Raw genomic sequence first — 26,501 nt, forward strand, 5'->3', positions numbered from 1 at the left:
AGAGGTGCCGGCCATGAAAATCGTCTATCTTCCGATTGATGAACGCCCCTGCAATATCGGCTTTGTCGAGATGATTGCCAAGTCATCAAAAGAGATCGAATTAGCAGCACCGGAAATGGACCTGCTGGGCAGAAAACGGCAGCCTGCTGATACAGAGGCATTATGGACTTGGCTTCAGGAAGCAGTAAAGGATGCCGATGCCCTCATTTTAAGCATCGATATGCTCGTATATGGTGGCCTGCTTCCTTCAAGGCTTCATTTTTTAAAGGAAAAAGCTGCTGATGTGTGGATGGAAAGGCTGCGGTCTTTGAAAGCGGACCATCCCGCACTCCCGATCTTTGCCTCCAATCTGATCATGAGGACCCCCAAATACAGCTCCGGAGATGAAGAGCCGGACTATTATGAGCACTGGGGCCGCGAAATTTTCCTTCGTGCCTGGCTGTTGGATAAGCAGGACAGGGAGATGCTCACAGATGATGAAAAACAGCAGCTCGAGGAAATCAGCAGGAAGCTGCCCGGAGAATACATACAAGATTATGAAAAACGCCGCCGCTTCAACTTATCTATGAATCTTAAAATGATCGAGCTTGTCTCAGAAGGTGTCATTGACTTTCTCTCCATTCCGCAGGATGACAGCGCGGAATACGGCTATACCGCGCTGGATCAGAAGGCTGTTGTTGCCAGGCGGGAGGAGCTCCGCCTTTATAAGAAAGTCCAGATGTATCCGGGCGCAGATGAAGTGGGAGCTACACTGCTTGCGAGAATTTACAGCGAGCTGAAAGGGCAAAAGCTCCAAATCTATCCTTTCTGGAGCAGCACGCTTGGCCCGCAGCTGATTCCTCTGTATGAGGACCGTCCTTTTGCCGAGAGCTTGAAGGCCCATGTGATAGCGGCAGGCTGCCAGCTGACAGAGCAGCCGGAGGAAGCAGACCTGATCCTGGCCATCAATACCCCGGGACGGGTGATGCAGGAGTCATGGGAACAGGACAAAAAAGATATCACCTACACAAGCTTCCGGAATATGCTCACGTTTGTGGATAGAATTAAGAGGTTTATAGAGGATGGAAAAAAAGTCATCATTGCAGATTCCGCTTATGCAAATGGCGGGGACCGCGAGCTGATTGTCCTGCTTGATGAAGAAGAAGTGCTGGATAAGCTTCTTTCCTATAAAGGCTGGAACACGAACTGCAATACACTTGGTACAACGATCTGCCAGGGAGTCATAGGACTTGATGGAGATCCCGAAACGATCAGGGAGAATATCATCTATCATCTGCTTGATGATTATTTCTACCAGGCAGAGGTCCGGATGGAAATGGTATCGGATTTCCTTCCACAGCAGGACCTGGACTATTTTAACTTAAAAGAATCAGCCCGCCATGTGAACGCAGAGCGCGACCGGAGAATGACCGGCCGCTTCAAAAAGCTGATCCTGCATAGCTTCAAAGACAAAGAGCTTGCAAAGGTCACAACCTTTGCGCCATGGAACCGGATGTTCGAATGCGGACTATCTTTTACAAGGAGTGAGAAAAATGCTGGAGGTAATTAAAGGAGGACTGGTCGTCTCGTGTCAGGCACTGGAGGATGAACCGCTGCATGGGCCGGAAATCATGAAGCGCATGGCCGATGCTGCCAAAAGAGGCGGAGCATTGGGCATCCGTGCGAATGGAGTAGCGGATATTAAAGCAATTAAGGAATATGTAGATTTGCCTATCATCGGGATCATCAAGCGGGAGTACGAGGGATCTGGAGTCTATATCACTCCCACTTTAAAGGAAGTCGAAGAGCTCGTCCAAGCGGGTGTCGACCTCATCGCTGTGGATGCCACCAGCCGGCTGCGCCCGGGGGGACTAGAGCTCACTGCATTCATGCAGGAAGCAAAAGCCCGCTTCCCTGAACAAAAATGGATGGCAGACTGCGCCACCGTTGAAGACTGTATCCGCGCAGAAGAACTCGGCTTTGACTGCGTCGGAACCACCATGCACGGATACACAGAAGAAACAGCAGGAAAAAAGCTGTACCACAATGACTTTCAATTTCTAAGAGACGTTGCTGAAGCCGTTAACGTGCCGGTGATTGCTGAGGGGAATATCCTTACACCGGAAATGGCAGGGGAAGTACTGCGATATGGAGCGCACTCCGTTGTGGTGGGGGGAGCGATTACGAGGCCGCAGCAGATTACGGAGCGGTTTGTTGTGGGGATGGCGGAAAAGCGGTAGTAGCGGTAGTAGTGGTGACAGGTACCTCCCGAAAAATCTTGTTCCACATTAATAGTTTCACAGAGAGTGAAGTGAAATATGCTTTACTCTTTTTTTCTTGATGGTATCTGGCACCACTTGATTATAGGAAACTGGGTTGGGAATTAGATGAGACGATAAAAAAATTAAATCAATATTTAATTAGTAGAAAAAGATCTGACAGAATTTCGTCAGATCTTTTTATATCTTTTTCTGTAGGATGATCAATATTTTTTCAAAAAAATATTAATATATTGTAATAATTAAATCTCATTATAATAGCTTCAGACTTTTTGCTATAAAAGGAAAGCATAATCAAGAATCTAAGCTAAATGAAGCAGAATGTTTTATCCGAAAAATAAAACTATTTACATTGTTTTGAAAATTAAAAAAATTAATTGACTAAATTCTGCTTGATATGTATTGTTTAGATTGTAGGGTAACGGTTTCCAAAAACGGTTTCCAAAAACGATTTCCAAAATCGTTCAGCCCCATTCTTCCTTCCGTTTATATGCCTTCTAAAGAACTTTCAACTCTGCCAGTAAGCTAATAAATGCGCAAGCATTTATTAAAAAAGTAAATTTTTAAAGCGCTTTCTTTTAAGGAGGTGAATTCTCTTTCGAACAAAGTAACACGTTGCTAAAGAAAATGGCAGCTTTAAAAATATTAAAACAAAGGGAGAGAACTAAATGTCAACAGATCAAACAGTAAGAAATGAAAAAACAATTGATCGTGCAGAAATCCTGGAGCTGTATAAAGATTTACGAGTCTGTGATGTTCGTGATGGATTAGATTGGGTAGGGATGCAAGGTTATGGAACGGTGAATCATAAATTCAAACCATTATTCCGTACAAGAGCTGTTGGAATTGCCCGCACTGCCCGCTATTTACCTTTTGAAGGTCCAAATCCAAGAGTTACTGGAGAGGAATATTCAAAATGGGTTGGCTGGTACTACAATGAAGTGGGTAATTACCCTTGGAAGGAAGATATTGAGGAAGGCGACTTTGTTGTCCTGGATATGAGTGGTGTTGATGTAGGCCTTCTTGGTTCTGATAATACTCTGGACTTTAAAGCAAGAGGTGTAGAAGGTTATCTCTTGAACGGGGGAGGAATAAGGGATACAGATGAATGTATTCTGCAAGGGATTCCGGTTTGGTCTGAATTTACTTCACAAGGCATGAATCAAACACGCATCCGCTTTGATTCAAAGGATATTCCGGTAGCTATCGGCGGAGTTGCAATTTACCCGGGGGATGTAATAGTTGCAGATGGTGATGGTATTGTGGCGGTTCCTCAAAAGTTAGCTAAAGAAGTTGCGAAATATGCTCATCAGGAGCTATCGAATGATAAAAAGAGCAGAGGGAAGCATTATAAAAACCTTGGCTGGGAACTAGATGAAACAGTTTCAGATGAAGGTTAATCAGTAATCTTTATCAGGCATTATATAAAAAGGGCCGATTAAAAAAGTGGTATGAAAACAACTTTTTTAAATCGGCTTCAAAACTATACTATACAAATATCATAAAGTGTTTTTATAAAAAAAACAACAGAGGTACATCCTTTAATATTTGAAAATTCAATCTTCTGAGAGGGGAATGAAAAGTGAAAAATAAACGTGTTGGATTTATTGGGCTTGGAGCAATGGGTCTTCCAATGGCTAAAAATCTTCAAAAAAATGGTTATGATCTCCATATAACTGCACATAACAATCGTAAGCCTGTAGAAGAATTAACTTCTATGGGGGCAGTTGAACATTCTTCCGCTGCTGATGTTGTATCGAATTCTGAAGTTATAATCAGTATTTTGCCTGCGGATAAGGAAATGGAAAGTGTTTTATTATCAGAAGAGGTCCTTAATGTGCTTACTCCCGGTCAGTTTTTGATTGAAATGACATCAGGATCTCCGGAAATGATGAAAAAGGTCCACGCTGCTTATCAGCAAAAAGGAATACCTGTTTTGGATGGTCCAGTAAGCGGCGGTACAGCCGGTGCAGAAAATGGCACATTAACAGTCATGGCTGGCGGGGATGCTGACGTTCTTGAAAGATTAAGGCCGATACTAGAATCAATGGCTACAAATATTTATTTGGTTGGTTCAGTGGGAGACGGAAAAGCGATTAAGGCAATAAATCAAATGTTAGCAGGCATTCACATGGCTGCCGCCGCAGAGGCTGTTGCGCTGGCAGAGAAGCTTGAAATTGATATGGATAAGCTTAAGGCGGTTGTTGGCAGCAGTTCAGGAAATTCATGGATGCTGGAAAATAAAATGGATGGTCTTATAAGAAGAGATTTCACGCCGGGCTTTAAGCTGAATCTTATGAAAAAAGATATCCAAATTGCTGTAAATGAAGGGAACGGCAAGCAGCTCCCGCTCGCAAACTATGTACTTGATCTATTTAAACAATCCGAAAAAGACGCTGGTGAAAAAGATTTCTCAGCAGTTGGCAGATCCTCGCTTTCATCCTGAAGAGGATATTTTAATCTGAAGGAGATATAGGATGCATATTGCAATTGGAAGCGATCATTGTGGTTTTGAAATGAAAATAGCATTATTGCCTTTTTTTAAAACCATTGGTTGTGATGTTGTGGATTATGGCTGTTATTCCGGCGAAACAGTGGATTTTCCGGACATTTCAAGTGAGATCTGTGATGCTGTCCGTTCTGGAAAATCAGAAAGAGGTATCTTATTTTGTGGTACAGGGGTGGGGGCAGCAATAGCATCTAATAAGATAAATGGTATACGGGCCGCGGTTTGCCATGATATTCATTCAGCCCACCAGTCTGTTGAACATGACAATGTAAATGTCATGTGCATAGGAGCACAAATCATCGGCCCGTGGCTTGCTGAGGATTTGATAAAGTCTTTTGTGAATGCTATTTTCAGCCCGGAAGAACATTTATTGCGAAGAGTAGAGAAACTGGAACAACTTGAGCTGAGATCCAGCCGTGAATTCAATGCAGATTAAGTAGAGCAAGATTCATTGAATCATAAAAATTTAATAATAGCCTGCAAATATAACATGATCAACATTCGGGGCAACCCAATTACTAATGGGGGAATGAAAATGGTTAAAATGAAAGCGTTATTATTTTTGGTTGTATCTGCTTTTCTGATTTTATCCGCCTGTTCAGGCGGAGAAAAATCATCATCAGACGGCAGTAATTCTGGTGAAAAGGTAGAAATCCGCTTCTCTTGGTGGGGAGATACAAAGCGCAATGAAATCTATAATTCAATCGTAGACAGATTTGAGAAAGAAAATCCTAATATTACAGTTAAACGTGAATTCGGCGGCTGGAATGATTATTGGGATCGATTAGCTACTCAAGTTGCCGGCGGAAATGCACCGGATGTTGTAAGCATGCACCAATTCTATGTTTCTGATTATGCCCGAAGAAATGCACTGCTAAACTTAAAGGACCAAGTGGATACTGGAAAGATAAATTTAGAGAACTTCCCTCAGACTACTATTGATAGCGGCAAAGTCGGAGAGGATTTGTTTATGGTAGCCAAGGGTGTCACTATGCCAGGCTGGGCTTATAATACTGCTTTATTTGACAAACTGGGAATTGATTATCCAGACGCAAATTGGACGTATGATGATTTCGTTGATAAAGTGGCAGAAATCCATGAAGCATCAAACGGAGAGATCTGGGGAGCTGCTAATATGAGCGGAGGCCAGCTTCAGCCAGTATTCCGGTATTTCCTGCGTCAAAGCGGAAAAGATCTATTTAACGATGAAGGCAAAATCGCTTTCGGTAAAGAGGAAGTTGTTGAATGGTGGTCAATGTGGGATAAGCTGAGAAAAGAAAATTTGATTCCCGATGCTGAAACAATGACTGAATATGAAAGTGCCCCACTTGAGCAAAACCTATTTGTCTCAGGTAAAACAGGCTTACAGCAGATTCCTGCTAACCAAATTCACCTTTATCAGGAGCAATTTGATGAAGGTGAAATTAGGATAGTAAGAATGCCGCAAAAAGCTGGCGGTGAATCAGGAGAATATATCGAAGGTGCCTACCTGAGCATCACAGAGAAATCAAAACATCCTGATGAAGCGGCAAAGTTTATTGATTTCTTTGTAAATGAAGAAAAAGCCTTGGAGCTATTTAAAGTAGAGCAAGGTGCTCCAGGTTCGACAGAAATGCAGGATTTCGTAAAACCATTATTAGAACCGGCACAGCAAAGAGCGGTTGACTATATTCAGGAGACTGTCAAGTATGCAAGACCTGCAGCATATGCTCCTCTTGGTGTAAATGAGGTTGAACAGGCATTTGCAGATAATGCCAGTGCCATTAGCTTCGGGGAAAAAACAGTTGAACAGGCAGCAGAGGATTTTATTGAATTAGCTGAAAGTATCTTGAAATAAACCTAGAAAAAAGTGAGCGGGCTGCCTGGATTGATAGATCTATTAGAAGATCAAAGAATAGGGCGCCCCTCATTCATGAAGGAGGGGGTTTGTATGCAATCGCTGAAACGCAGCTGGCAGAAGAATTGGGTAGGATATTTTTTTTTAACACCTTGGCTGATTGGGTTAATAGGATTAAGTGTTATACCAATGGCTGCATCACTATATTTTTCATTTACTAGTTATGATATGTTCACAGCGCCCGAATGGATTGGTTTATCGAATTACATCGAAATGTTTAATGATGCTAAGTGGCTAAAAAGTGTGAAGGTAACATTGATCTATGTATTTTTAGGGGTTCCATTACAATTAGGGTTTGCATTAGGTGTTGCAGTACTATTGAATCGTGGTTTAAAAGGACTGCAGGTTTACCGGGCGATTTATTATGTGCCATCATTATTTGGCGGCAGTGTTGCTATTGCTTTGCTATGGAGGCAGTTATTCGGCGGCGAAGGATTAATAAATAAGGTTTTAGCACTGGTTGGCATTGAGGGGCAGAACTGGATATCTTCTCCTGATACAGCACTTTACACGCTGATTATTTTGACTATTTGGCAATTCGGAGCACCGATGGTTATATTTTTGGCAGGATTAAAGCAAGTGCCTGTTGAACTATACGAATCTTCTCTCATTGATGGTGCCGGGCCAGTAAAACAGTTCTTTAGTATTACACTCCCATTAATCACACCAATCATCTTCTTTAATCTTGTTATGCAAATAATTAGTGCGTTCCAGGCGTTTACTCCTGCTTATATCGTAAGTGGAGGCAAGGGCGGGCCGCTTGATTCAACATTATTCTACACACTGTATCTATATCAGAAGGGCTTTACTCAATTTCAGATGGGCTATGCATCTGCAATGGCATGGTTTTTGTTAGCCTGTATTTCAGTTGTGACAGCAATTGTATTTATTTCATCTAAAAAATGGGTGTATTACCAAGAATAGAGGTGAATGGGATGGAGACGAGCAGAGCAGCTGAATCGATTCAGAGTGCCGCAGAATTTAACCAAATTAGCAAAAAGAAGTTTCAGCCAAAGAAACTGCTATTGCATGTCATTATAATAGCAATTGGCTTAGTCATGTTATACCCTCTTTTGTGGATGGTCAGCAGTTCGTTTAAAGAACCAACAGAAATTTTTAAAGGAGTTTCTTTTTTACCTACAAACTTTAATTTCGATAACTATATAGAAGGATGGACGGGATTATCAGGGGTTTCTTTTGGAAGATTCTTTTTAAACACTTTTATCTTAGTTATCTTTTGTACGATTGGTACAGTGTTTTCTTGTTCAATGGCTGCATACGCCTTCGCAAGACTTGATTTCAAGTTTAAAAAGGTTCTATTCGGAGTAATGCTGGTTACCATGATGCTTCCATTTCATGTTACAGTAATCCCCCAATATATCATGTTCAACAAGCTGGAATGGATCAACACCTATATCCCGTTAATTTTACCTAAGTTCTTAGCTGTTGACGGATTCTTTATTTTCCTGATGGTTCAATTTATCCGCTCTATTCCAAAGGAGTTGGATGAAGCTGCAAAAATGGATGGCTGTGGCCCGATTCGAATGTTTTACACTTTGATCATGCCTCTTGCATTACCTGCAGTTATAACAACAGTTATCTTTACGTTCATATGGACATGGAATGATTTCTTTAGTCAGCTTCTCTATTTAAGTGATATTAAATTATACACTGTTGCATTAGGACTGAGAATGTTCTTGGATGCAATGGGCCAAAATTCATGGGGGGCATTGTTTGCAATGTCAACACTATCTCTTATTCCGCTGTTTATTATCTTCATTTTCTTCCAAAAGTATTTGATTGAAGGAATAACAGCTGGCGGAGTGAAAGGATAAGATCATTACTAACGTATGAATTATAAATACGTGTATTAATACTTAAAAATGTATTTCTGATCAGCGGAAATGAGGTAAATACCATGAAGGTTACAATTTCAGATGTAGCAAAAAAAGCTAGTGTTTCCAAATCAACAGTTTCCAGAATTATTAATGGCAATCACGAACAAAACACACAAGAGACAGTGAATAAAGTATTGAAGGTAATAGAAGAACTTGATTATAAACCCAATGCACTTGCAAGAAGCTTAAAGTCTACTAAAACAAATGTCATAGGCATTATATTATCAAAACTTCAGAATCAATTCTGGTCCAGTGTATTAGAAGGGGTTGAAGATACTTGCAGAAGCTACGGGTATAACCTGATGATTTGTAACTCAAATGAAGATGGGCAACTGGAGGAGGAACATATCCGTTCGCTTCAGATGCACCAGCTTGATGGCTTAATCATTAACCCCACTCTGAAAAATAAATTGCTTTATAAAAAATTAACAGATAACAAATTTCCATTTATTTTAATGAATCGAAAACTATATGATCAAGATGTTCATATGGTTACAGTGGATAACATTAAAGGTGCCAGGGTAGCGATTGAACATCTCATCCAGACAGGGAGAAGGAAAATCGCCATATTTTTATACCCTCCAGCCGAAATAAGTCCAAGGCTTGAGCGGTTAGAAGGATATAAGCAAGCCCTTATAAACAATGGTATTAAAGTAAACCAGTCTCTTATTCAAATAGTTGGGGAAGAAGCAGGAGAAGTTGAGGAAGCAGTAAAACGTTTACTTAATTCTCCTGATCGTCCAGATGCAATTTTTTCGACAAATAACATGATGACACTGAGTATCCTGGAAGGTATAAAAAGCCAGCAGATTATGGTTCCTCAAGATTTGGGGCTTATTGGTTATGATGAAACAGTTTGGGCAAAGCATTTAAATCCCCCGCTTACTACGGTTAATCAGCCATCGTATGAAATGGGCACTATAGCAGCTAAAAAGTTGATTTATCTAATTGAAGGGAAAGAAGACCAGATGGCTGAAAAAGTTGTATCGTTAGAACCTAATTTAATCATAAGGAAGTCTTGTGGTGCTGATAAATCTTATTAATGTAAAAGTTATAAAACGGTAATAAGAAATAAAATCCGGAACTAATTAGCCCGGGCATTCTACTAAACTGAGGAGGGTCCATAATGAACAATATTGGATTTCGTGTGCTGCCTATTAAAAATAGGGTGAGTAAAGAGATAATCGAACAATATAGAAGTGTTGTAACCCCTCATATTAGCGACAATTTGAATCGTATGCATGCCATTGGGGCAAAGCTTCGGCCTTATCATAAAAAAGGGAAGCTGATAGGAACAGCTGTTACTGTTAAGACACGGCCCGGCGATAATTTACTGGTCCATAAAGCCATTGATCTTGCTGAGCCTGGTGACGTAATTGTGGTTGACGCAGGCGGGGATACAACGAACGCAATTGTTGGTGAGATTATGCTCCGCATTGCAAAACGCAATGGAATTACCGGATTTATCATTGATGGGGCCATTCGCGATACGAAAGCATTTGCAGAAGGGGATTTTCCTGTTTACGCTGTCGGCGTTACCCACCGAGGCCCATATAAAGATGGTCCAGGGGAAATAAATGTACCCATATCAATTGATGGAATGTGTGTGAATCCAGGGGATTTGGTTATTGGGGACGAGGATGGAATCGCTGTTATCCCGCAGGAAAATGCTGAAGAATTGTTATATAAAGTAAAAGCACAGGAAGTAAAAGAGTCTGAAATTTTCGAATCGATAGAAAATGGAACGATTGACCGAAGCTGGATTGATGAAACATTACAGAAAAGGGGATGTGAACTTGAGAGTATCTCAAAAATTTGATTGGGAAAAACTTCAGAAATTCTGCTCAGATGTTTTTATAAAGGCAGGTGTTAAGAGGGAAGATGCTGAGACTGTAGCTGAGTCGTTAATTCAAGCCGATCTGCGGGGAATAGACTCGCACGGTGTCGTTCGTACAGATATTTATATAAAGAGAATTGAAAAAAACATGATGAATCCTTTTGCTGAAATTTCTATTGAGGAAGAAACTGATGCTACTGCATTAGTGAATGGCCATAATCAATTGGGTGCCATTGTCGGCAGCAAAGCTCTTGATCTTGCTTTACATAAAGCGAAAGAAAAAGGAGCTGCAATCGTAGGAGTTAAAGGTTCAAACCATTTTGGAACAGGTGCTTTCTACGTATCTAAAGCTATTGAAAAAGATATGATTCTATTGGTCTTATCAAATGCATCACAAACAATGCCACCAACAGGAGGGGTCAGGCCTTTTATTGGAACCAACCCTTTAGCCATAGGGGTTCCTGCTGGCGAAGAGGAGGCATTTATTTTAGATATGGCTACAAGTGTAGTGGCAAGAGGCAAGATTATTGTTGCAGCTCAAAAAGGAGAAGACATACCTTTGGGATGGGCAATAGACAAACATGGGAATCCAACCACAAATGCACAGGATGCATTAGAAGGATCTGTATTGCCTCTGGGTGGACCTAAAGGGTATGGGATTTCTATGTTTATAGATATTCTGGCCGGAGTTTTAACGGGTGCTGGATTTGGAAGGTATGTGAATAATATGTATGAAAACTGGAATGATCCACAAAATGTCGGACATTTCTTTCTTGCCATCGATATTAATAGCTTTATGCCAATTGAAACATTTAAGAAGCGGATTGACATGTATTTGAGAGAAATTAAAGCTGAACCAAGGGCAATTGGAGTAGATAAGATTTATATTCCAGGAGAAATCGAGTCAATTAAAGTGAAGGAACGAAAGAAAAATGGAATTGAGCTGCCAAGTAAAGTTGTGGAAGAATTAAGGCTAATTGGTGACCAGTATAGTGTAAATTTGATGAATGCAATAATTTCAGAGGCAGATCAACATAAGGAGGCGCTTAAATAATGTTAACTTTAACTTCTTTTCGTTATGAGATTCCAACAGTCATCGAGTTTGGCAGAGGCTATGTTAATGAACTCCATAGACATGTAAAAGCTCTAGGAGGTAAAAAAGTACTGGTGGTAGGAGATCCGGGCGTACTCCAGGCAGGAATTGTACGTCGAGTTGAACAGCCTCTTGCAGATGCGGAGATACCATTTATCAGATTTACTGAAGTAGGGGTAGAGGCATCTATCGAATCAGTTGATAAGGGATTAGAAATCGCAAGGCAGACAGGATGCGATATTGTTGTTGGCGTTGGTGGAGGCAGCGCTTTAGATACAGCAAAATCTATTGGCCTTATGTTAAGGAACGCTGGGAACATAAGAGATTATGTGGGATTAGATAAAGTTACCGAACCTGGTGCACCTGTAATTGCAATCCCAACTACATCCGGGACTGGAAGCGAAATGACAAGATTTGCAGTTTTATCCGATACATCTGCACAGGCAAAATTAAGTGTTGGCAGCATGTATGTTTGTCCAAATTTAGCATTATGTGATCCTGAGTTAACTTTATCATTGCCACCGCACATAACAGCTGCAACAGGTATGGATGCACTTACACATGCACTGGAATCCTATGTTAATAAAGCAACCCAGCCAATATCTGAAGGATTATCTGTACAATCAATGAAGCTGATATCAAAGAGTCTTAGATTAGCTGTTATCCAAGGTGAAAACATTGATGCACGACATGATATGTTAATGGCCAGCACGATTGCGGCAATGGCATTCAGTTCAACCCGACTGGGGCTTGCTCATGCTCTTGCAATGCCATTAGGTGCCCACTTTAAAATACCTCATGGGGTAATAAATGCAATTCTATTGCCAGAGGTGATGCAATTCAATCTAATTGGCAATACAAAAAAGTTTGCTGAAATTGCTGGTATTTTTGGAGAGAAAATAGACCATTTAACAACGAGAGAAGCTGCGGAGCGTGCTGTTATTGCAATCCGGCAGTTAAATAAAGATATTGGAATTACAAAAACATTATCAGATTATGGTCTCGAGGAAAAACATTTAGATTTTATAGTGGATGAAGCCATGCAATCCGGGAATGTACCGGTCAATCCTGTAAAACCGACAAAAGAGGATTTGAAGAATATCTGTCGTGGAGCTATGGTAGCACTTAACAAAGAAGAAGCAGTGATTGGTTAATTTACTAAGGAGCTGAAATAGATGATCAGTACAACAAACAAAGATATGTTGGAATGGCTGGACACTCATATTGAAAAATCATATGGAAACTTTATTGACGGCGAGTGGAAAGAGACCTTCAGCGGCAGTACATTTCCACTATATAACGCTGCAAATAAACATCAGGTACTGGGATATTTTCAGAATTCTACAGAAGAAGATGTCGACCAGGCAGTAGAAGCAGCACACCACGCATTTAAAAGCTGGTCAAAGGTTCCCGGTCCGGAAAGAGGAGCCATTATTTTTCGATTCGCTGATTTACTTGAGCAAAATGCGGAGGAATTAAGTTATATGCTTTCTGCAGAGCAGGGAAAAGCTTTGGCAGAGTCAAAAGGAGAGGTAATCCGTGCTGCAAAAGAAGCGCGCTTTTGTGCCGGAGAAGCATCACGCATCGAGGGTGACACGCTGCCGGGAGAAAGAGCCAATGTTACAAGTTCAACAATGAGACAGCCAATAGGTGTTGTGGCAGCAATTGCCCCCTGGAATTTTCCGGTTGTTACTCCAGTGAGAAAAATTGCTCCTGCCCTGGCTTATGGCTGTACGGTAGTCTATAAGCCGGCTTCGGCAACACCTTGGACTTCGGTTAAGCTAATGCAGCTGCTCGAAAAATCCGGGGTGCCGAAAGGAGTTGTTAACTTCATCTCGGGCAGCGGATCTAAAGTAGGGACCCCGCTTATCAATCATCCCCTCGTAAAAGGAATCAGCTTTACCGGTTCCACTGATTTAGGAATCCAAATAAACGAAAGAGCAGCCAGAAGGCTGGTGAAAACCCAGCTTGAATTAGGCGGTAAAAATCCAGCAGTAGTTCTGGATTTTGATAATGCTGAGGATATTGCAAAACAAATTGTGCCAGCAGCATTTGCTTGCAGTGGTCAAAGATGTACATCATTAAGCAGGGTAATTGTGGTAAAAGATAAAAAACAAGAACTTACAGAGGCACTGCTAAAAGAATTGCAAAACATTAAAGTAGGCCCTTCATGGCAGAGTGATATATCTATGGGCCCGCTTATTAATCAACAGCATCTTGAATCAGTACAAGAGTATCTTACAGCTGGCATTAGAGAAGGTGCAAAACTCCTTTATGGTGGTGAAGTGTTAAATACTGGCCAATTTGCAGACGGAGCATATATGCAGCCTGCCTTACTGGATTCTGTTACTCCTCAAATGAGGGTAGCAGGCGAGGAAATATTCGGTCCGGTCTTATGTGTAATGGAAGCTGAGGATCAAGAAGATGCCCTTGATATAGCTAACTCTGTTAGTTATGGATTAGCAGCATCGGTGTTTACCAGCCAATTCTCAGCGGCGCATCAATTTGTCCAAGAATCAGAAGTTGGGATGGTACATGTAAACCATGGAACAGCCAGTGCGGCACATATGCCATTTGGCGGATGGAAACACTCTGGCTTTGGTGCATATTCTATTGGAAAATCAAATATTGATTTCTTCACAGACCTGAAGGCAGTTTATTACCAATACTAACTAATGCTTCACTGCAGGTAGAGGAGAAAGCCAGTCCTGATAGTTGTTATGATTGCATCAGATTCATTGAAAGGTTCCTTTCAGCTAAACCCAGAGCGTACTGAATCAGTTGTGAAGCTTCTGTGTATTTAAATTTGAGTTAAATTACAATAGAAAGGAGGTTCATATTGAAACCCAAAGTTTATATTACTAGGAAAATACCTGATGAATTTATGGCTAAAATCAAATCTGAGTGTGATGTAAAAGTATGGAGCGAAGAAGATATCCCAGTTCCCCGGGATATATTAGAAGCAGAAGTTGCTGAGATTGACGGCCTTCTTTGCTTATTAACTGAAAACATTGATGAGTCTATTATTGAAAAGGCAAGTCAACTAAAAGTGATTAGCAATATGGCTGTAGGTTACAACAATATAGATATTGAAGCAGCAAAAAACAAAAGAATTACAGTTACAAATACCCCAGGTATCTTAACTGACACAACTGCAGATTTAACGTTCGCACTTTTAATGGCTGCCTCAAGAAGAATTATCGAGTCAAATGAATTTCTTAAGATGGGTAAATGGAAAACCTGGTCACCATTCCAGCTTACAGGGCGGGATGTTTATGGAGCAACATTGGGGATCATTGGAATGGGCAGAATTGGTGAAGCACTAATAAAAAGAGCTAAAGGGTTTAGCATGAACTGTATCTATTATAACCGTACAAGAAAAACTCATTTAGAAGAAGAACATGATATAAAGTTTGAGGAGTTAGATCATTTATTGCAAATAGCTGATTTTGTATGCATATTAACTCCCTATACACCTGAAACAAAGAATCTGATTAGTGAGAGAGAATTAAAATTAATGAAGAGTACTTCGATACTAATAAATACTGCACGCGGCGGAATTGTTAACGAGGCTGCTTTATATAAGGCGTTAACCAATGGAGAGATATGGGCTGCAGGACTCGATGTCTTTGAGCAAGAGCCCATTAATAACAGTCATCCACTTATGGCTTTACCAAATGTTGTTGCACTGCCGCATATAGGCAGTGCTTCAGTAAAAACCCGTATGAAAATGGCTGAATTAGCAGTAGACAATTTGCTGCTTGGGGTAAAGGGCTTAACACCCAACAGTGTTATCGTTTAAGCGGTGACAGGCACCACCCGAATAATCTTGTTCCACATTAATAGTTTTACAGAGAGTGAAGTGAAAGAAGCTTCACTCTTTTTTATATTGGTGACAGGCACCCCCCGATTAATCTTGTTTCACAGATTGTTCCACACATAGTAGTCATTTTACCTCTTCTATAATCAACCCATTTCAAATATAATTGTAAATAAACGGTAAAACTGAAACTATCCATTTTTTGAGGAAGGAATGACAACCATCAGAACATTATTATTGTTTTGCTGCCTCCTATTATTGTCTGCCTGTACTTTAGGTGCGGTTCAAGAAGAAGGTTACATTATAAGCAAAAGTGATTCTGAAATTTGGGTTGTACCGGCCAATGAAAAAGAGATAGAAGAGGAAGGGTTTGAGGAACTTGCAGAAACTTTTGGTGGTGAAGGAACATTTTTTAAAATTACCAGCCTTGATAGCAAACTTCGGGATAAGCTCAAAGCAGGTCAGAAAGTAATAGTTTACTACAATGGAAATAAAGCAACCTCAGCCCCAGCTCAAGCAGGAGCCATAAAGGTAAAAATTGTGAAGTGAGGACGGCGATCCTCAACATGTGGGGGGAGGAAAGTAATGAAAAATAGTAGAGTGCTCGTGATGATGCTGATCCTTTGCTGTATGGTAATGTCTTCATGTTCGAAAAAGCCTGTCTTTGAAGGTTATGTTGCCCAAAAGTTGTCTGACCCTAATATGATTTTGGTCATTAGTAACATTTCAGATGAAGTGCTTGAGAATGGAACACAAGAAGAAATAATGAAAATAGCTTACGAACAAGGCATGTTTTTTTATGTAAGTAAAAGACAATTAAAGAATTTAGAGGTTGGGCAAAAAGTTGCCATAACCTACAACGGCAAGGCTCAGGAATCGCTTCCTCCTAAGACAGGGGCAGAGCGGATTGAGGTATTGGAAGAATAAAGCAAAAGTAAGGGGAAGAAAATGAAAATAGAAGTCAGCTGGTTTCCTCCCGGAAAAGTAATGACAGAACCGAAGGCGGAAGCCACTTATCCTTTTGAGATATACGGAGATTTCCGGCATATCGTGGAATTTCCCTATTATGCCGAAAGTGGTCTTACAAATCATTATGAAGTATTTTTTTGCAGCTGGATGGAGAATCCGGATTATTATCCTGTTTATTCACTTGTGGAAATCTTTGATTTTCAGCAGGCAGAATTTGAAGATCTGTACAGGGAGCAGGATATAGCGTTCAATTGTGTGAAGGGCGAATACAAAGATACCTTCTTTGTAAAAGCAGTGATTCGCACCCCGCAGCAATTCAAAGCCTATTATCCTTATTTGCATGGAAACGGAAGTATGCTGAACCTGTCATTATGGTCGATCAAACAGGATGTGTTCAGCCTGGAGGAAAGGGAGCACGAGTCGCCTTATCCTGTGAAAAGGACCAAAAATAACATCACCAGACTCATTAAACTTACATGGTCAGCCAATGTACCGATCGTTACTTTAACCGGGGATTCCACAGTATTTTGGGTAGGGCATGATGGCAATTACATTACAGTAATCTCAAATAATGAACACTTTTCAGGAATAGATTCTCTTCAAAAAATAGTTCCGAAGATGGCTGAGCTGGTCGAGAATTATGAGTGGGAATAAGTTGAGGACTAATACGGGATTATTAAATGTTAGTTTGGAAAACAGCGTTAGGGGATTATATAGATGAACAAAAAGCTTTTGCTTTTTATTTTACTGGCAATCTGTGTTTTTTTTCATCTGGTTCTTTAAAGTCGAAAATGATTATAAAGAAAAAGAATTAGAAGAAGCAGCTTTCAGGACTTTTTTTGAACAAGTAAAAAAAGACAGTGAAATTACTGAAGGTTATCGACATGGGAAACAGTCAAAAGAGATCTTTGAACTAAGTAGAGAAAACGTTATTACCACTTTTGAGCTTTTAACAATGAATTATCGTGCGTTGAAGATGGATGATACAGATAGATATCATGATATCCTTCAGTTATTCCCGCAATACTGGCAATTAACATCCCATAAAGATGTAACGAATGCTCAGCGGCAAAACATTGATCACATACTTTCTGAGTTTGAAAGAACCAATGAGGAAGTTAAATTAGAAGCTACTAATAAAAAAATCTTTTATTACAAAATTAGGTGACAGGCACCTCCCGAAAAATCTTGTTTCTCAAGATGTTTCACAGTGAGCTAATTTAATAATGATACGATTTCTAAGGTGAAGCACTAGTTGCTTTACCTTTTTTTCTATTTTGAAAATGGAAGGGATAAGTGAATATTTATTTTTAAAAATTCAGAAATTAATTTTACAAACAGATGAACTTATGTTATTTTCTAATTAAATTAGTCATATATTATTACTAAATAAAGGAGGTGAGGTTTACAGGGTGAAGATTTGTGATATTCAATAGGATTTTTTATAGCGTTAAGATGAAAAAAGGGGGAGCATGAGGATGAGCGGATTAGATTGGGGAGTCATTATTGCATTTTTCTTATTGATGGTTGTTATTGGATTCACCACTTTTAAAAAGGTTCAAGGATCGAAGGATTATTTTGTTGCCGGCGGGAATCTTCCCTGGTGGCTGGGCGGGATTTCCCATCATGTGGGCGGCTATAGCGGGGCTGTATTTGTGGCCTATGCAGGGCTTGCTTATACTCATGGGTTCAGTTTGTATGTGTGGTGGGCGCTGCCGATCTTCGTATCTGTAATTGTAGGCGCTTACATTATGGCGCCACGCTGGTCTAAGCTGAGAACGAAGCTGGATATTGAGTCGCCAACTGAGTATCTTGCGATGCGCTATAATGTGCCGACTCAGCAATTGATCGCATGGAGCGGTGTACTGTTAAAACTGTTTGATGTTGGAGCCAAATGGGCTGCGATTGGGATACTGTTGAACGTATTTACTGGGGTTCCGATCATGTACGGAATCTTGCTGTCGGGATTGGTTTCCTTGGTTTATATTACGATTGGCGGCATATGGGCCGATCTGTGGACAGACTTTGTTCAATTCCTTATTCAAATTGTGGCAGCATTTGTCATGTTCTTTATAGTATTAAGCAAAATGGGTGGTGTTAGTTCAATTTTCGGGATTTGGGACCAGCTCCCGCCGGCGAATAGCCAGCCATTCAATGAACCCTACTCAATTGGTTATGTGCTAGTCTTCGTCTTCATTGTTTTCTTAAGCTACAACGGGGGTACTTGGAACCTTGCAGCAAGATACATCTCTTCTCCATCCGGGAAAGAAGCAAAGAAATCTGCCCTATTATCTGGCTGGCTTTACCTTTTGTTCCCATTGATCCTGTTCTTTCCGATGTGGGCTGCTCCGCTGATTCTGCCGAATCTTGATGATCCGACCAAATCATATGCCCTTTTGACACAGGAGCTTCTTCCAGCCGGCTTAGTTGGTCTAGTGCTGGCATCATTATTTGCCGCAACCATGTCGATGACATCCTCAGACGCCAACACTATTTCATCTGTAATCACCAGAGATATACTTCCCGTTATGTCCCGGAAATTCAAAGGGCTTAACCAGCAGGCCACCTTGAAGATTGCCCGGATTACTACATTCATCTTTACTTTCGCTACCCTTATTATCGCTATCTTTTCAGATAACTTCGGCGGAGTTCTCGGTCTGCTGATCTCCTGGTTCGCAGCCTTGGTCGGACCTGTCTCTATCCCAATGCTGCTTGGGCTTCTGCCAGCCTTCAAACGAAGCGGTTCCGCAGCAGCAATTTCATCCATCATTGCAGGCTTTATCATGTTTGCAGTCACCAAATATTGGGTGGATTGGCCGCTTTATGTAGAACTGGGTGCCCCGGTGTTTTCTTCTGCACTTGTTTATATCGGAATGGGCTTTTTGAACAGCAAAGCAGTCTCGCCGGATGTGGAGGATATGCTGACTGCCATAAGCAAAAGTGACGAAGAGCTTGCCAGCGATACAAAAAACATCAATACAGCATTATAAAAGAGGAGAATTTAATGAATGAAATAAATGAATTTTATCAGAAGGAGATTGTGGAGAACTTCTGGCCGTTCTGGGAAAATGCCTTTGACCAGAAGCATGGCGGCGTTTTTACCTGCTACACCAACGACGGCTCACAGCTCGTCAACAGAGTCAAATATACCTGGTCACAGGGGCGCTTCCTTTGGCTCTGCTCTGAGCTGTATCAGCTGGCCGAGGCAGGAAGATTGCCCCTTGAATCAGCATCATTAAAGGACATGGCGGAAAAAACGTATGCCTTTCTGAAGAAGCATACACTCACCAGGGAAAACCATGTGCTTTATGCTGTCACTGAGGATGGAGGGGAAATTGAGGGGCAAAAGGATATTAGTATATATGCAGATTGCTTCTTTGTTCTCGGAGTAAATAAATATGCCGAAATATTTAATAATGCTGATGCTTTTTCCCTGGCAGTATCGGTTTATAAGACTGTAAACACGAGAGTGCTGGAGGGAAAGGTGAAAACAGAGCCCTATCCTATTCCTGAAGGCTATTTATCCCATTCAATCAATATGATTCTATTAAATGTCGCGCAGGAAATAGAGAAAACAGCAGACCAGTATTCTTTTTCCATAGAGAGTCTTGGTGTAAAGACGTCTGGTGAATTGAGCAGATATATATTGAGAGAATTCATTGCTGAAGATGGCAGGTGCGTTGAGCTGAAACCGCAAAGGGAAGGGAGCGGCGGTACGTTATTGGAAAATCATCTGAATCCTGGCCATACGCTCGAATCAATTTGGTTTCATCTCCATAGCTTGCACGAATGGAAAGAAAGTGAGCGCGGGGCGGTCCTCGAAGCACTTTCCAAAGTTGCCTTAAAAGCGATTGAAGCTGGCTGGGATGAGGAATATGGCGGGTTATTGCGTTTTGTAGATAAAAATGGCGGCAAGCCAAGCGGGCGGGAGAATGATGATGAACCCTACTGTGCCCTCATTCGCGATACCTGGGACACCAAGCTTTGGTGGCCGCATTCTGAAGCGCTGTATACGCTGCTCCTTCTCTACCAGCATACCAAGAAAGAGGTGTTTAAAGAATGGTATCAGCGGGTGGCCGGCTACACGTTCAAGACCTTTCCAAACCCTGATAAACAGATTGGAGAATGGATTCAAATCAGGGATCGGCAAGGCAAGCCATTAAACAAAGTAGTTGCGCTTCCGGTGAAGGATCCATTCCATGTGATAAGGAATTTTATACTGATTATGAAGTTGTTTTAGTGATGGTGAACAGAAAGGAGAATACGGCATGTCACTTTGGCTGGGAGTTCATCAGATTGATATAACCCCGGAGATGCCAGTGCAGCTGGCGGGGTTTGCCCATCGAAAAGGCAAGGCAGAGAGTGTCCATTCTCCTCTTTTCTTAAAAACCTTTTATTTTGAAATCGGAGCAGAAAAATCAGTCCTCTTCATAGGGGATGTGATCTGGTGGGATACAGAATATGTTCAAAAGTGGAGAGGCACCTTGAGCGATAAATTTAGCATTGATCCGGAGTATATCTGCTTTCATGCCACCCACAATCACTCTGGTCCGCAGACCAGTGCTGCTTTTACAAGCCTTCTTGGTGAAGCGGATCCTCAATATCTCGGCTCATTGGAAGAAATGATTATTGAAAGTGTAAGAGCCGCAAAAAGTGATAAAGAAATAGTCACTGCAGCCCGGAGATATACAACGTGTGAGATGGGGGTAAACCGCAGATACTCCGAGGGCAAGAGAATCGTGATGAGGCCTAATTACGATGGGATTGTTGATCAAACAGTTTCCATTATTTCTTTTGAAAAAAAGAACCAGGAAGTAAAAGGGGTGCTGCTTCACTATGCCTGCCATCCTACCTCAACGGATGCCAATATTCTTTCAGCTGAATTTCCGGGTTATGGCTGTGCCATAATTCAAGAGCAATACAGCAATGCAGTCATCGGCTTTTTGCAGGGCTGCTGTGGAGAGGTAAGACCGGCATTAGTAAAAGATAAAGAGTTTTATAGAGGAGAAACATCTGATATGGAACGGCTGGGAGCCCGGCTTGCTGCGCCAGTTCTTCAGGCTTTGAGGGAACAGGCGGGTGAAAAGCTGGAGATGAATTTCATGGAAGCGAAGGTGATGAGTGTGCCCCTTTTCTTCCAGGAAGGTTATCAAGCTGCAGCAGAGATGGATGCGAGAGTCCAATGTTTATGGAAGGATCATGTTCATAAGCACTGGAGCGCTGGAAGATCGGCCAAGTTGGAGATACAGGTATTAAATCTTGGAAATGATTTAAGTCTTGTCTGTTTCAGTGGAGAGATGGTCCAGCAGTATGGGCAGTATGTAAGGGGCCTCTCTCCCGGGTCGCTTGCAATAGGATACAGCAACGGGATGTCCGGGTATATCCCGACTGCTGCACAGATCCGGGAAGGCGGATATGAATCGGAGGATTTTATCTATTATTTCGGACTGCCCGCGCCTTTTCAGGAAGGGATGGAAGAGACAATCGTGCTGGCCATAAAAAATAGTTTAGTAGGTGAGAGAATTGACAGTTAAAGCAATTAAAGAAGGACAGAAAGACAAGCTGACCTATTATGTGTTTAAAAACCGGGATGACATGGGCAGGGCTGCAGCTGCTGATATCGCAGGGCAGATTGTAAAGCTTCAAAAGGAACAGGGTGAAATCCGGATGGTTTTTGCCGCAGCGCCATCCCAGAATGAGGTTCTGGATTATTTAATACAGGACAGCAGAATCAGGTGGGAGGATATGACCGCCTTTCATATGGATGAATACATTGGCCTTCCAAATGATGCGCCACAGCTTTTCCAAAACTTTTTGAAGGAGAGGCTGTTTGACAAAGTTTCATTCAAGCAGGTTCATCTCATCAACAGTTCCGATAAGGAAGAGGTGGAGCGGTACACACGCCTATTACAGGAAGCTCCAATTGATATTGTTTGTCTTGGAATTGGGGAAAACGGGCACATTGCTTTCAACGATCCCCCGGTTGCTGATTTTGAAGATGAACACATGATTAAAAAAGTGGAACTGGAGGATGCATGCAGGCAGCAGCAAGTAAATGATGGCTGTTTTTCCAGCCTGGAGGATGTGCCGTTATACGCTTTTACGCTGACAATCCCGGCCTTGCTGGCAGCAGGATCCATGTATTGTGCTGTTCCTGGCAGAACAAAAGCGGAAGCCGTTCGGCAGACCCTTAATGGCCCAATCAGTACGGCATGTCCTGCCACTATTTTGAGGACGCATGCTCAGGCAAAATTATATTTGGATAAGGATTCCTTTGGAGATGAACAGGATGGAAGGTAATTATTATACGCTGGAGGGCATGCACTATAAGGATAATAAGCCAGTAAGAATCATCATCAAAGATGGCTTCATCGAATCAATGGAACCCTTGGCTGCGTTGGAGGATTCTGAGCTTTATATAGCTCCCGGATTTGTAGACCTCCAGGTGAATGGCTACAGGGGTGTTGATTTTAATAGCATTGAACTCACCGTGGATGATGTAAGGAAGGCCTGCTTGTTTCTTTTGGAGGAAGGGGCTACTTCCTTTTTTCCTACGATTATTACAAACTCTTTTAATCAAATTGCATCGCTCACGTCTACCATTTCACTTGCACGGGAGCAAGATGAACTGGTGAGAAGCATGATACCGGGAATCCATTTGGAAGGACCGTTCCTATCAGGCGAGGATGGCCCAAGAGGGGCACACAGCAAACAATATATTCAGCCTCCCGACTTTGAGTTTTTCCAGGCACTGAATGAATCAGTCAATGGACTGATCAAAATGATTACACTATCACCTGAATGGCCGGATGCGGCGGACTTTATCAAGAAGGCAGCAGCACATCAAGTGCTGGTGTCTATCGGCCACACAGCGGCCGATGGGGAACAGATCAGGGAGGCGGTTAAAGCGGGAGCAGCACTATCAACGCACCTCGGCAACGGCGCCCATGTGATGCTCCCGAGGCATCCAAACTATCTATGGGATCAGCTGGCGGAGGATTCACTTGCAGCAACAGTCATTTGTGATGGCTACCATTTGCCATCTTCGGTTTTAAAAGTGATTGAGAAGGTAAAGGAAGACAAAATGCTGATCATTAGCGACAGCGTGGCATTAGCCGGTCTCCCCCCGGGTGATTATACAGCTCCCGTGGGAGGGGAAGTTACCTTAACGGAACAAGGAAAGCTGCATTTGAAGAATGAACCGAAACTGCTGGCGGGCTCTGCCCAAAGCATCCTTTGGGGAGTCAATACTCTAACATCCATGGGCATAACAGCTTTGGAAAAAGCCATTGAAAAAGCTTCTATCCTGCCTGCGAAGCTGCTGAACCTTCCGCAGAAAGACGGTCTGCAGGCAGGTGCACCGGCAGATCTCCTCTTGTTTCGCAAAGAAAACGGCCGTATGGAGTTAATTAAGGCAATAAAAATGGGGGATCCGGGTCCCATAAATCAATGAATGGAGTGTTTCGTGATGAATTATGCACTAGAATACTTTGGTCAGATTAAAAGCTATCTGGAAGAAATTATCGCAACAGAGAGTGATGATATCAATCTGGCGGCAAGGGCCGTGGCAGACCATATAAAAGAAGACAGAATCGTGTACGTATATGGGCCTGGGGGCCATTCCAATCTGGGATCACAGGAGTTGTTCTTTCGTGCCGGCGGGCTGATGCATGTTAGTGCTATTTTGGATGAAGGCACCTTGTTGAGCAGCGGGGCTCTGCGATCGATGGCGATTGAGCGTACTCCGGGCTATGGAAAAGTGGTCCTCCAGGATTATGGCCTGGAATCAGGTGATCTTTTGATCATCGTAAACGCATATGGAATCAACGCAGCGACGATCGATGCTGCACTGGAAGCAAAAAGGCTGGGCGTGAAGACTATCGGAGTATCTTCAGTGAAGCATGCTGCCTCCACTCCTGCAGATCATATTGCAAGACATCCGTCCAAGCAGAATCTGCATGACATAGTGGATATCTCCATTGATTCCAAAATAGAGGTGGGCGACGCGGTAATTGAAATAGAGGGTCTCGAACAGAAGGTAGGAGCAATATCCACTTTTGTAAATGCCTATATTCTTAATTCTGTAAGCATGGAGGCCATTGCATTACTGGTTGAGCAAGGTATTCAGCCTCCCATCTGGAAGAGCGGAAACGCAACGGGAGGAGATGAATGGAACCAGCAGTTTATTTCACGTTTTAAGCACAAAATTAAGAAATTATAAGCTTGTGCTTGATATAATGGTTGGAAACGGCAGTGAGTAGAAAAGAGGATTCAGCCATGTTAACCAAAGGGCCAGGTATACTACGCGAACAAAATCAAAAGAAAATACTATCGCTTCTGCGCAAATATAAGCAAACGTCCCGGAAAGATCTTGCGAAATGGATGGGGGTAAGCAAAAACACCGTGTCTATTATCGTGGATCAGTACATAAATGCGGGAATCATCCGCGAAGTGGGTGTAAAGGACCTGCAAAAAGCCGGGCGGCCTAAAATACTGATTGAAATGAATGCGGATGCTTACCATGCAATTGGAATGGCCATCCACCATAATGGGATTGAATATGTTGTTACAAATTATTATCTGGAAACGCTTAAAAGCGGCTTTATAGAAGTGGAAGGCAGGGACATCACTGCTGTCTGTGAAAAAATAATCTGCATTGCAGAAAGCCTGATCAATGAGTTTACCAATGTGCTGGGCATTGGAATCGGTGTGCCAGGGATAGTGAATTCACAAGAAGGCATCGTCTATGAATCTACGAATCTTCAGTGGAAAAATGTAAACATCTCAGATAAGTTAAAGGACTCTATTCAGGTATCTTTGGTCATTCAAAATAATGTTAAAATGGCCTCCCTTTGCTCAAGTGTATATGACGAAGATATCGATGCCAGCAGTTTTTTCTATATCCGGATTGGTGACGGGATTGGCGGTGCATTTATCATTGACGGTAGCATCTGGAACGGAGAAAGCTTCACCTCCGGGGAGATTGGCCATATTTCTGTGGATCCCAATGGGCCTCTCTGCGGATGCGGCCAAAAGGGATGCCTTGAGAAGATGATCAGCAGAAAGGTATTCTATGAATGGCAGTCCAGTCTTGATGGTATATCTAGGGATGCAAGAGAGAGAGAAACAGAACAGAAGCTTCAGCAATACGGAACTTTATTAGGTGTTTCCCTGATAAGCATCCTTAATCTTATAAACCCAGGGAAGATTGTGATAGACAGCCCGTACAATCAATATGGAATCTTTCAATCTTCCGTCAGGGACTACCTTGATCAGAATGCCTTAAGAATCCCCAGCTTCCAGACACATATCTACTTTAATAAGGAAGCATTTTCTCAAACAGTGGGTGCAGCTACGGCTGTGATTCATCAGTTTGAGGGATAGAGTGATAGAGGTGACAGGTACCTCCCGAATAATCTTGTTTCACACAAATATTTCACGAGAAGCATTGGTTTCCAATACCAATCAAACTTTCCTAAATTTTATATGATAGCTGCATAGAGTAAAAACCACAACCTAATAGTTGTGGTTTTTTCCATTATATAAGCAGCACCCGTTTGTTTAGACCCCAATAGATTTGATCATACTTTTAACAGCATCCATGACGGGAGTGCTGTTTATGAATAATGAAGAAGGAAACTTTGTGAGAGGGATGTATTGGGGCGTATTGTTGAGTGTTCCGCTTTGGATGAGCTTGGTTGGCTGGGTTAAGCTGGTATTGCGGTTATTGAATTAGTCTTTTCCCTTTGATGAAAAGATTCCCCCTTACTCAAAATTGGGGCGGATCATTAGATCATTTAAATAGTTTCTGTTAAGAAAATAGATTAAAACTAAGAACAGCAATGACAGTGATTGAACCAAAAAGATGATCATTTTCCTTTTGGAATTAACATTCTTTCTTATTGTAAGGTGAGTCAGTGGAAAAGCTATGATTAAACTAGTGGAGATGGCAAATAACTTAACATGGTACCTAAATAAGTTTATATACAAGTTTGGAGACAAATTATGAACTGGCTGCGCAGCAAATGGAAGTGTGATGGCTAATATAAAAAATATAAGGAATGCATGTAAAATAAGGGTTATAAATGTAAAGTACAATTTTGATTTTCCTCCTCGTCTTCTTTATAAATAAGACGAGCCCTCCTCTATTTCGTTTCATTATTTATCTGAACTTTCCATTTTTTTCATCCGAAAACCACATAAATTTAAATTTTCTGGAT

25 protein-coding genes are annotated in these 26,501 nt (G+C 41.8%); all 25 read left to right on the forward strand.

Annotated elements, in window-relative coordinates; all coding sequences use genetic code 11:
- The first annotated feature begins 13 nt into the window (after positions 1 to 13).
- The 25 genes from RBB45_RS22225 to RBB45_RS22345 all read left to right on the forward strand — a co-directional run bounded on the left by RBB45_RS22225 (position 14) and on the right by RBB45_RS22345 (position 25,665).
- On the forward strand, positions 14 to 1,549 hold the full coding sequence (locus RBB45_RS22225) for a DUF4127 family protein (protein ID WP_306010368.1): 1,536 nt from the start codon (positions 14 to 16) through the stop codon (positions 1,547 to 1,549).
- Positions 1,533 to 2,219: an N-acetylmannosamine-6-phosphate 2-epimerase gene (locus RBB45_RS22230; protein ID WP_306010369.1), complete on the forward strand. Its 687-nt coding sequence runs from the start codon at positions 1,533 to 1,535 to the stop codon at positions 2,217 to 2,219. The genes RBB45_RS22225 and RBB45_RS22230 overlap by 17 nt, the downstream gene beginning before the upstream one ends.
- A gap of 707 nt (positions 2,220 to 2,926) precedes the next feature.
- Complete coding sequence (locus RBB45_RS22235) at positions 2,927 to 3,658, forward strand: RraA family protein (protein WP_009792789.1); 732 nt, start codon at positions 2,927 to 2,929, stop codon at positions 3,656 to 3,658.
- A 182-nt stretch (positions 3,659 to 3,840) separates the two neighbouring features.
- Entirely contained in the window at positions 3,841 to 4,704 is an 864-nt protein-coding gene (locus RBB45_RS22240; protein ID WP_306010370.1) for an NAD(P)-dependent oxidoreductase, read from the forward strand.
- 31 nt (positions 4,705 to 4,735) lie between these two features.
- A complete protein-coding gene (locus RBB45_RS22245) occupies positions 4,736 to 5,203 on the forward strand; it encodes an RpiB/LacA/LacB family sugar-phosphate isomerase (protein ID WP_306010372.1) in 468 nt (155 codons plus the stop codon).
- 99 nt (positions 5,204 to 5,302) lie between these two features.
- Positions 5,303 to 6,604: an ABC transporter substrate-binding protein gene (locus RBB45_RS22250; protein ID WP_306010373.1), complete on the forward strand. Its 1,302-nt coding sequence runs from the start codon at positions 5,303 to 5,305 to the stop codon at positions 6,602 to 6,604.
- A 93-nt stretch (positions 6,605 to 6,697) separates the two neighbouring features.
- Positions 6,698 to 7,588, forward strand: a complete 891-nt coding sequence (locus RBB45_RS22255) for a carbohydrate ABC transporter permease (RefSeq protein WP_306010374.1) — start codon at positions 6,698 to 6,700, stop codon at positions 7,586 to 7,588.
- A gap of 11 nt (positions 7,589 to 7,599) precedes the next feature.
- Positions 7,600 to 8,499, forward strand: a complete 900-nt coding sequence (locus tag RBB45_RS22260) for a carbohydrate ABC transporter permease (RefSeq protein WP_022544457.1) — start codon at positions 7,600 to 7,602, stop codon at positions 8,497 to 8,499.
- 83 nt (positions 8,500 to 8,582) lie between these two features.
- The gene (locus RBB45_RS22265) at positions 8,583 to 9,605 is read left to right on the forward strand and encodes a LacI family DNA-binding transcriptional regulator (protein ID WP_224949188.1); all 1,023 of its coding nucleotides are present in this window, start codon (positions 8,583 to 8,585) and stop codon (positions 9,603 to 9,605) included.
- Between the two features lie 83 nt (positions 9,606 to 9,688).
- Positions 9,689 to 10,381, forward strand: coding sequence for an RraA family protein (locus RBB45_RS22270; protein WP_306010375.1), 693 nt, complete (start codon positions 9,689 to 9,691; stop codon positions 10,379 to 10,381).
- The gene (locus RBB45_RS22275) at positions 10,353 to 11,453 is read left to right on the forward strand and encodes an Ldh family oxidoreductase (protein WP_371931654.1); all 1,101 of its coding nucleotides are present in this window, start codon (positions 10,353 to 10,355) and stop codon (positions 11,451 to 11,453) included. Before RBB45_RS22270 ends, RBB45_RS22275 begins: the two co-directional genes overlap by 29 nt.
- A complete protein-coding gene (locus RBB45_RS22280; RefSeq protein WP_306010377.1) occupies positions 11,453 to 12,646 on the forward strand; it encodes an iron-containing alcohol dehydrogenase in 1,194 nt (397 codons plus the stop codon). Before RBB45_RS22275 ends, RBB45_RS22280 begins: the two co-directional genes overlap by 1 nt.
- Before the next feature lie 21 nt (positions 12,647 to 12,667).
- Positions 12,668 to 14,164 carry an aldehyde dehydrogenase family protein gene (locus tag RBB45_RS22285; protein ID WP_306010378.1) on the forward strand — a complete coding sequence of 499 codons (1,497 nt, stop codon included), beginning with the start codon at positions 12,668 to 12,670 and terminating at the stop codon, positions 14,162 to 14,164.
- Positions 14,165 to 14,331: 167 nt separating this feature from the next.
- Entirely contained in the window at positions 14,332 to 15,294 is a 963-nt protein-coding gene (locus tag RBB45_RS22290) for a 2-hydroxyacid dehydrogenase (protein ID WP_306010379.1), read from the forward strand.
- A 231-nt stretch (positions 15,295 to 15,525) separates the two neighbouring features.
- The gene (locus RBB45_RS22295) at positions 15,526 to 15,861 is read left to right on the forward strand and encodes a YobA family protein (protein WP_306010380.1); all 336 of its coding nucleotides are present in this window, start codon (positions 15,526 to 15,528) and stop codon (positions 15,859 to 15,861) included.
- A 36-nt stretch (positions 15,862 to 15,897) separates the two neighbouring features.
- Positions 15,898 to 16,239 (forward strand): YobA family protein, encoded by a 342-nt coding sequence (locus tag RBB45_RS22300; protein ID WP_306010381.1) that lies wholly within the window; start codon positions 15,898 to 15,900, stop codon positions 16,237 to 16,239.
- Between the two features lie 21 nt (positions 16,240 to 16,260).
- Entirely contained in the window at positions 16,261 to 16,935 is a 675-nt protein-coding gene (locus tag RBB45_RS22305; RefSeq protein ID WP_306010382.1) for a hypothetical protein, read from the forward strand.
- 103 nt (positions 16,936 to 17,038) lie between these two features.
- Positions 17,039 to 17,449 carry a hypothetical protein gene (locus tag RBB45_RS22310; protein WP_306010383.1) on the forward strand — a complete coding sequence of 137 codons (411 nt, stop codon included), beginning with the start codon at positions 17,039 to 17,041 and terminating at the stop codon, positions 17,447 to 17,449.
- Positions 17,450 to 17,759: 310 nt separating this feature from the next.
- A complete protein-coding gene (locus tag RBB45_RS22315; RefSeq protein ID WP_306010384.1) occupies positions 17,760 to 19,271 on the forward strand; it encodes a sodium:solute symporter family protein in 1,512 nt (503 codons plus the stop codon).
- A gap of 14 nt (positions 19,272 to 19,285) precedes the next feature.
- Complete coding sequence (locus RBB45_RS22320; protein ID WP_009792806.1) at positions 19,286 to 20,521, forward strand: AGE family epimerase/isomerase; 1,236 nt, start codon at positions 19,286 to 19,288, stop codon at positions 20,519 to 20,521.
- A gap of 28 nt (positions 20,522 to 20,549) precedes the next feature.
- Entirely contained in the window at positions 20,550 to 21,815 is a 1,266-nt protein-coding gene (locus tag RBB45_RS22325; protein ID WP_306010385.1) for a neutral/alkaline non-lysosomal ceramidase N-terminal domain-containing protein, read from the forward strand.
- Positions 21,805 to 22,581 carry a glucosamine-6-phosphate deaminase gene (locus RBB45_RS22330; RefSeq protein ID WP_009792808.1) on the forward strand — a complete coding sequence of 259 codons (777 nt, stop codon included), beginning with the start codon at positions 21,805 to 21,807 and terminating at the stop codon, positions 22,579 to 22,581. The genes RBB45_RS22325 and RBB45_RS22330 overlap by 11 nt, the downstream gene beginning before the upstream one ends.
- Complete coding sequence (locus RBB45_RS22335) at positions 22,571 to 23,734, forward strand: N-acetylglucosamine-6-phosphate deacetylase (RefSeq protein WP_306010386.1); 1,164 nt, start codon at positions 22,571 to 22,573, stop codon at positions 23,732 to 23,734. Before RBB45_RS22330 ends, RBB45_RS22335 begins: the two co-directional genes overlap by 11 nt.
- A gap of 15 nt (positions 23,735 to 23,749) precedes the next feature.
- Entirely contained in the window at positions 23,750 to 24,502 is a 753-nt protein-coding gene (locus RBB45_RS22340; protein WP_022544451.1) for a sugar isomerase domain-containing protein, read from the forward strand.
- A 56-nt stretch (positions 24,503 to 24,558) separates the two neighbouring features.
- Positions 24,559 to 25,665 (forward strand): ROK family transcriptional regulator, encoded by a 1,107-nt coding sequence (locus RBB45_RS22345; RefSeq protein ID WP_306010387.1) that lies wholly within the window; start codon positions 24,559 to 24,561, stop codon positions 25,663 to 25,665.
- Positions 25,666 to 26,501 lie beyond the last annotated feature (836 nt).

Origin of the sequence: Bacillus sp. MMSF_3328 (genome assembly GCF_030733525.1) — a bacterium.
GTDB classification, from domain to species: domain Bacteria; phylum Bacillota; class Bacilli; order Bacillales; family Cytobacillaceae; genus Bacillus_AB; species Bacillus_AB infantis.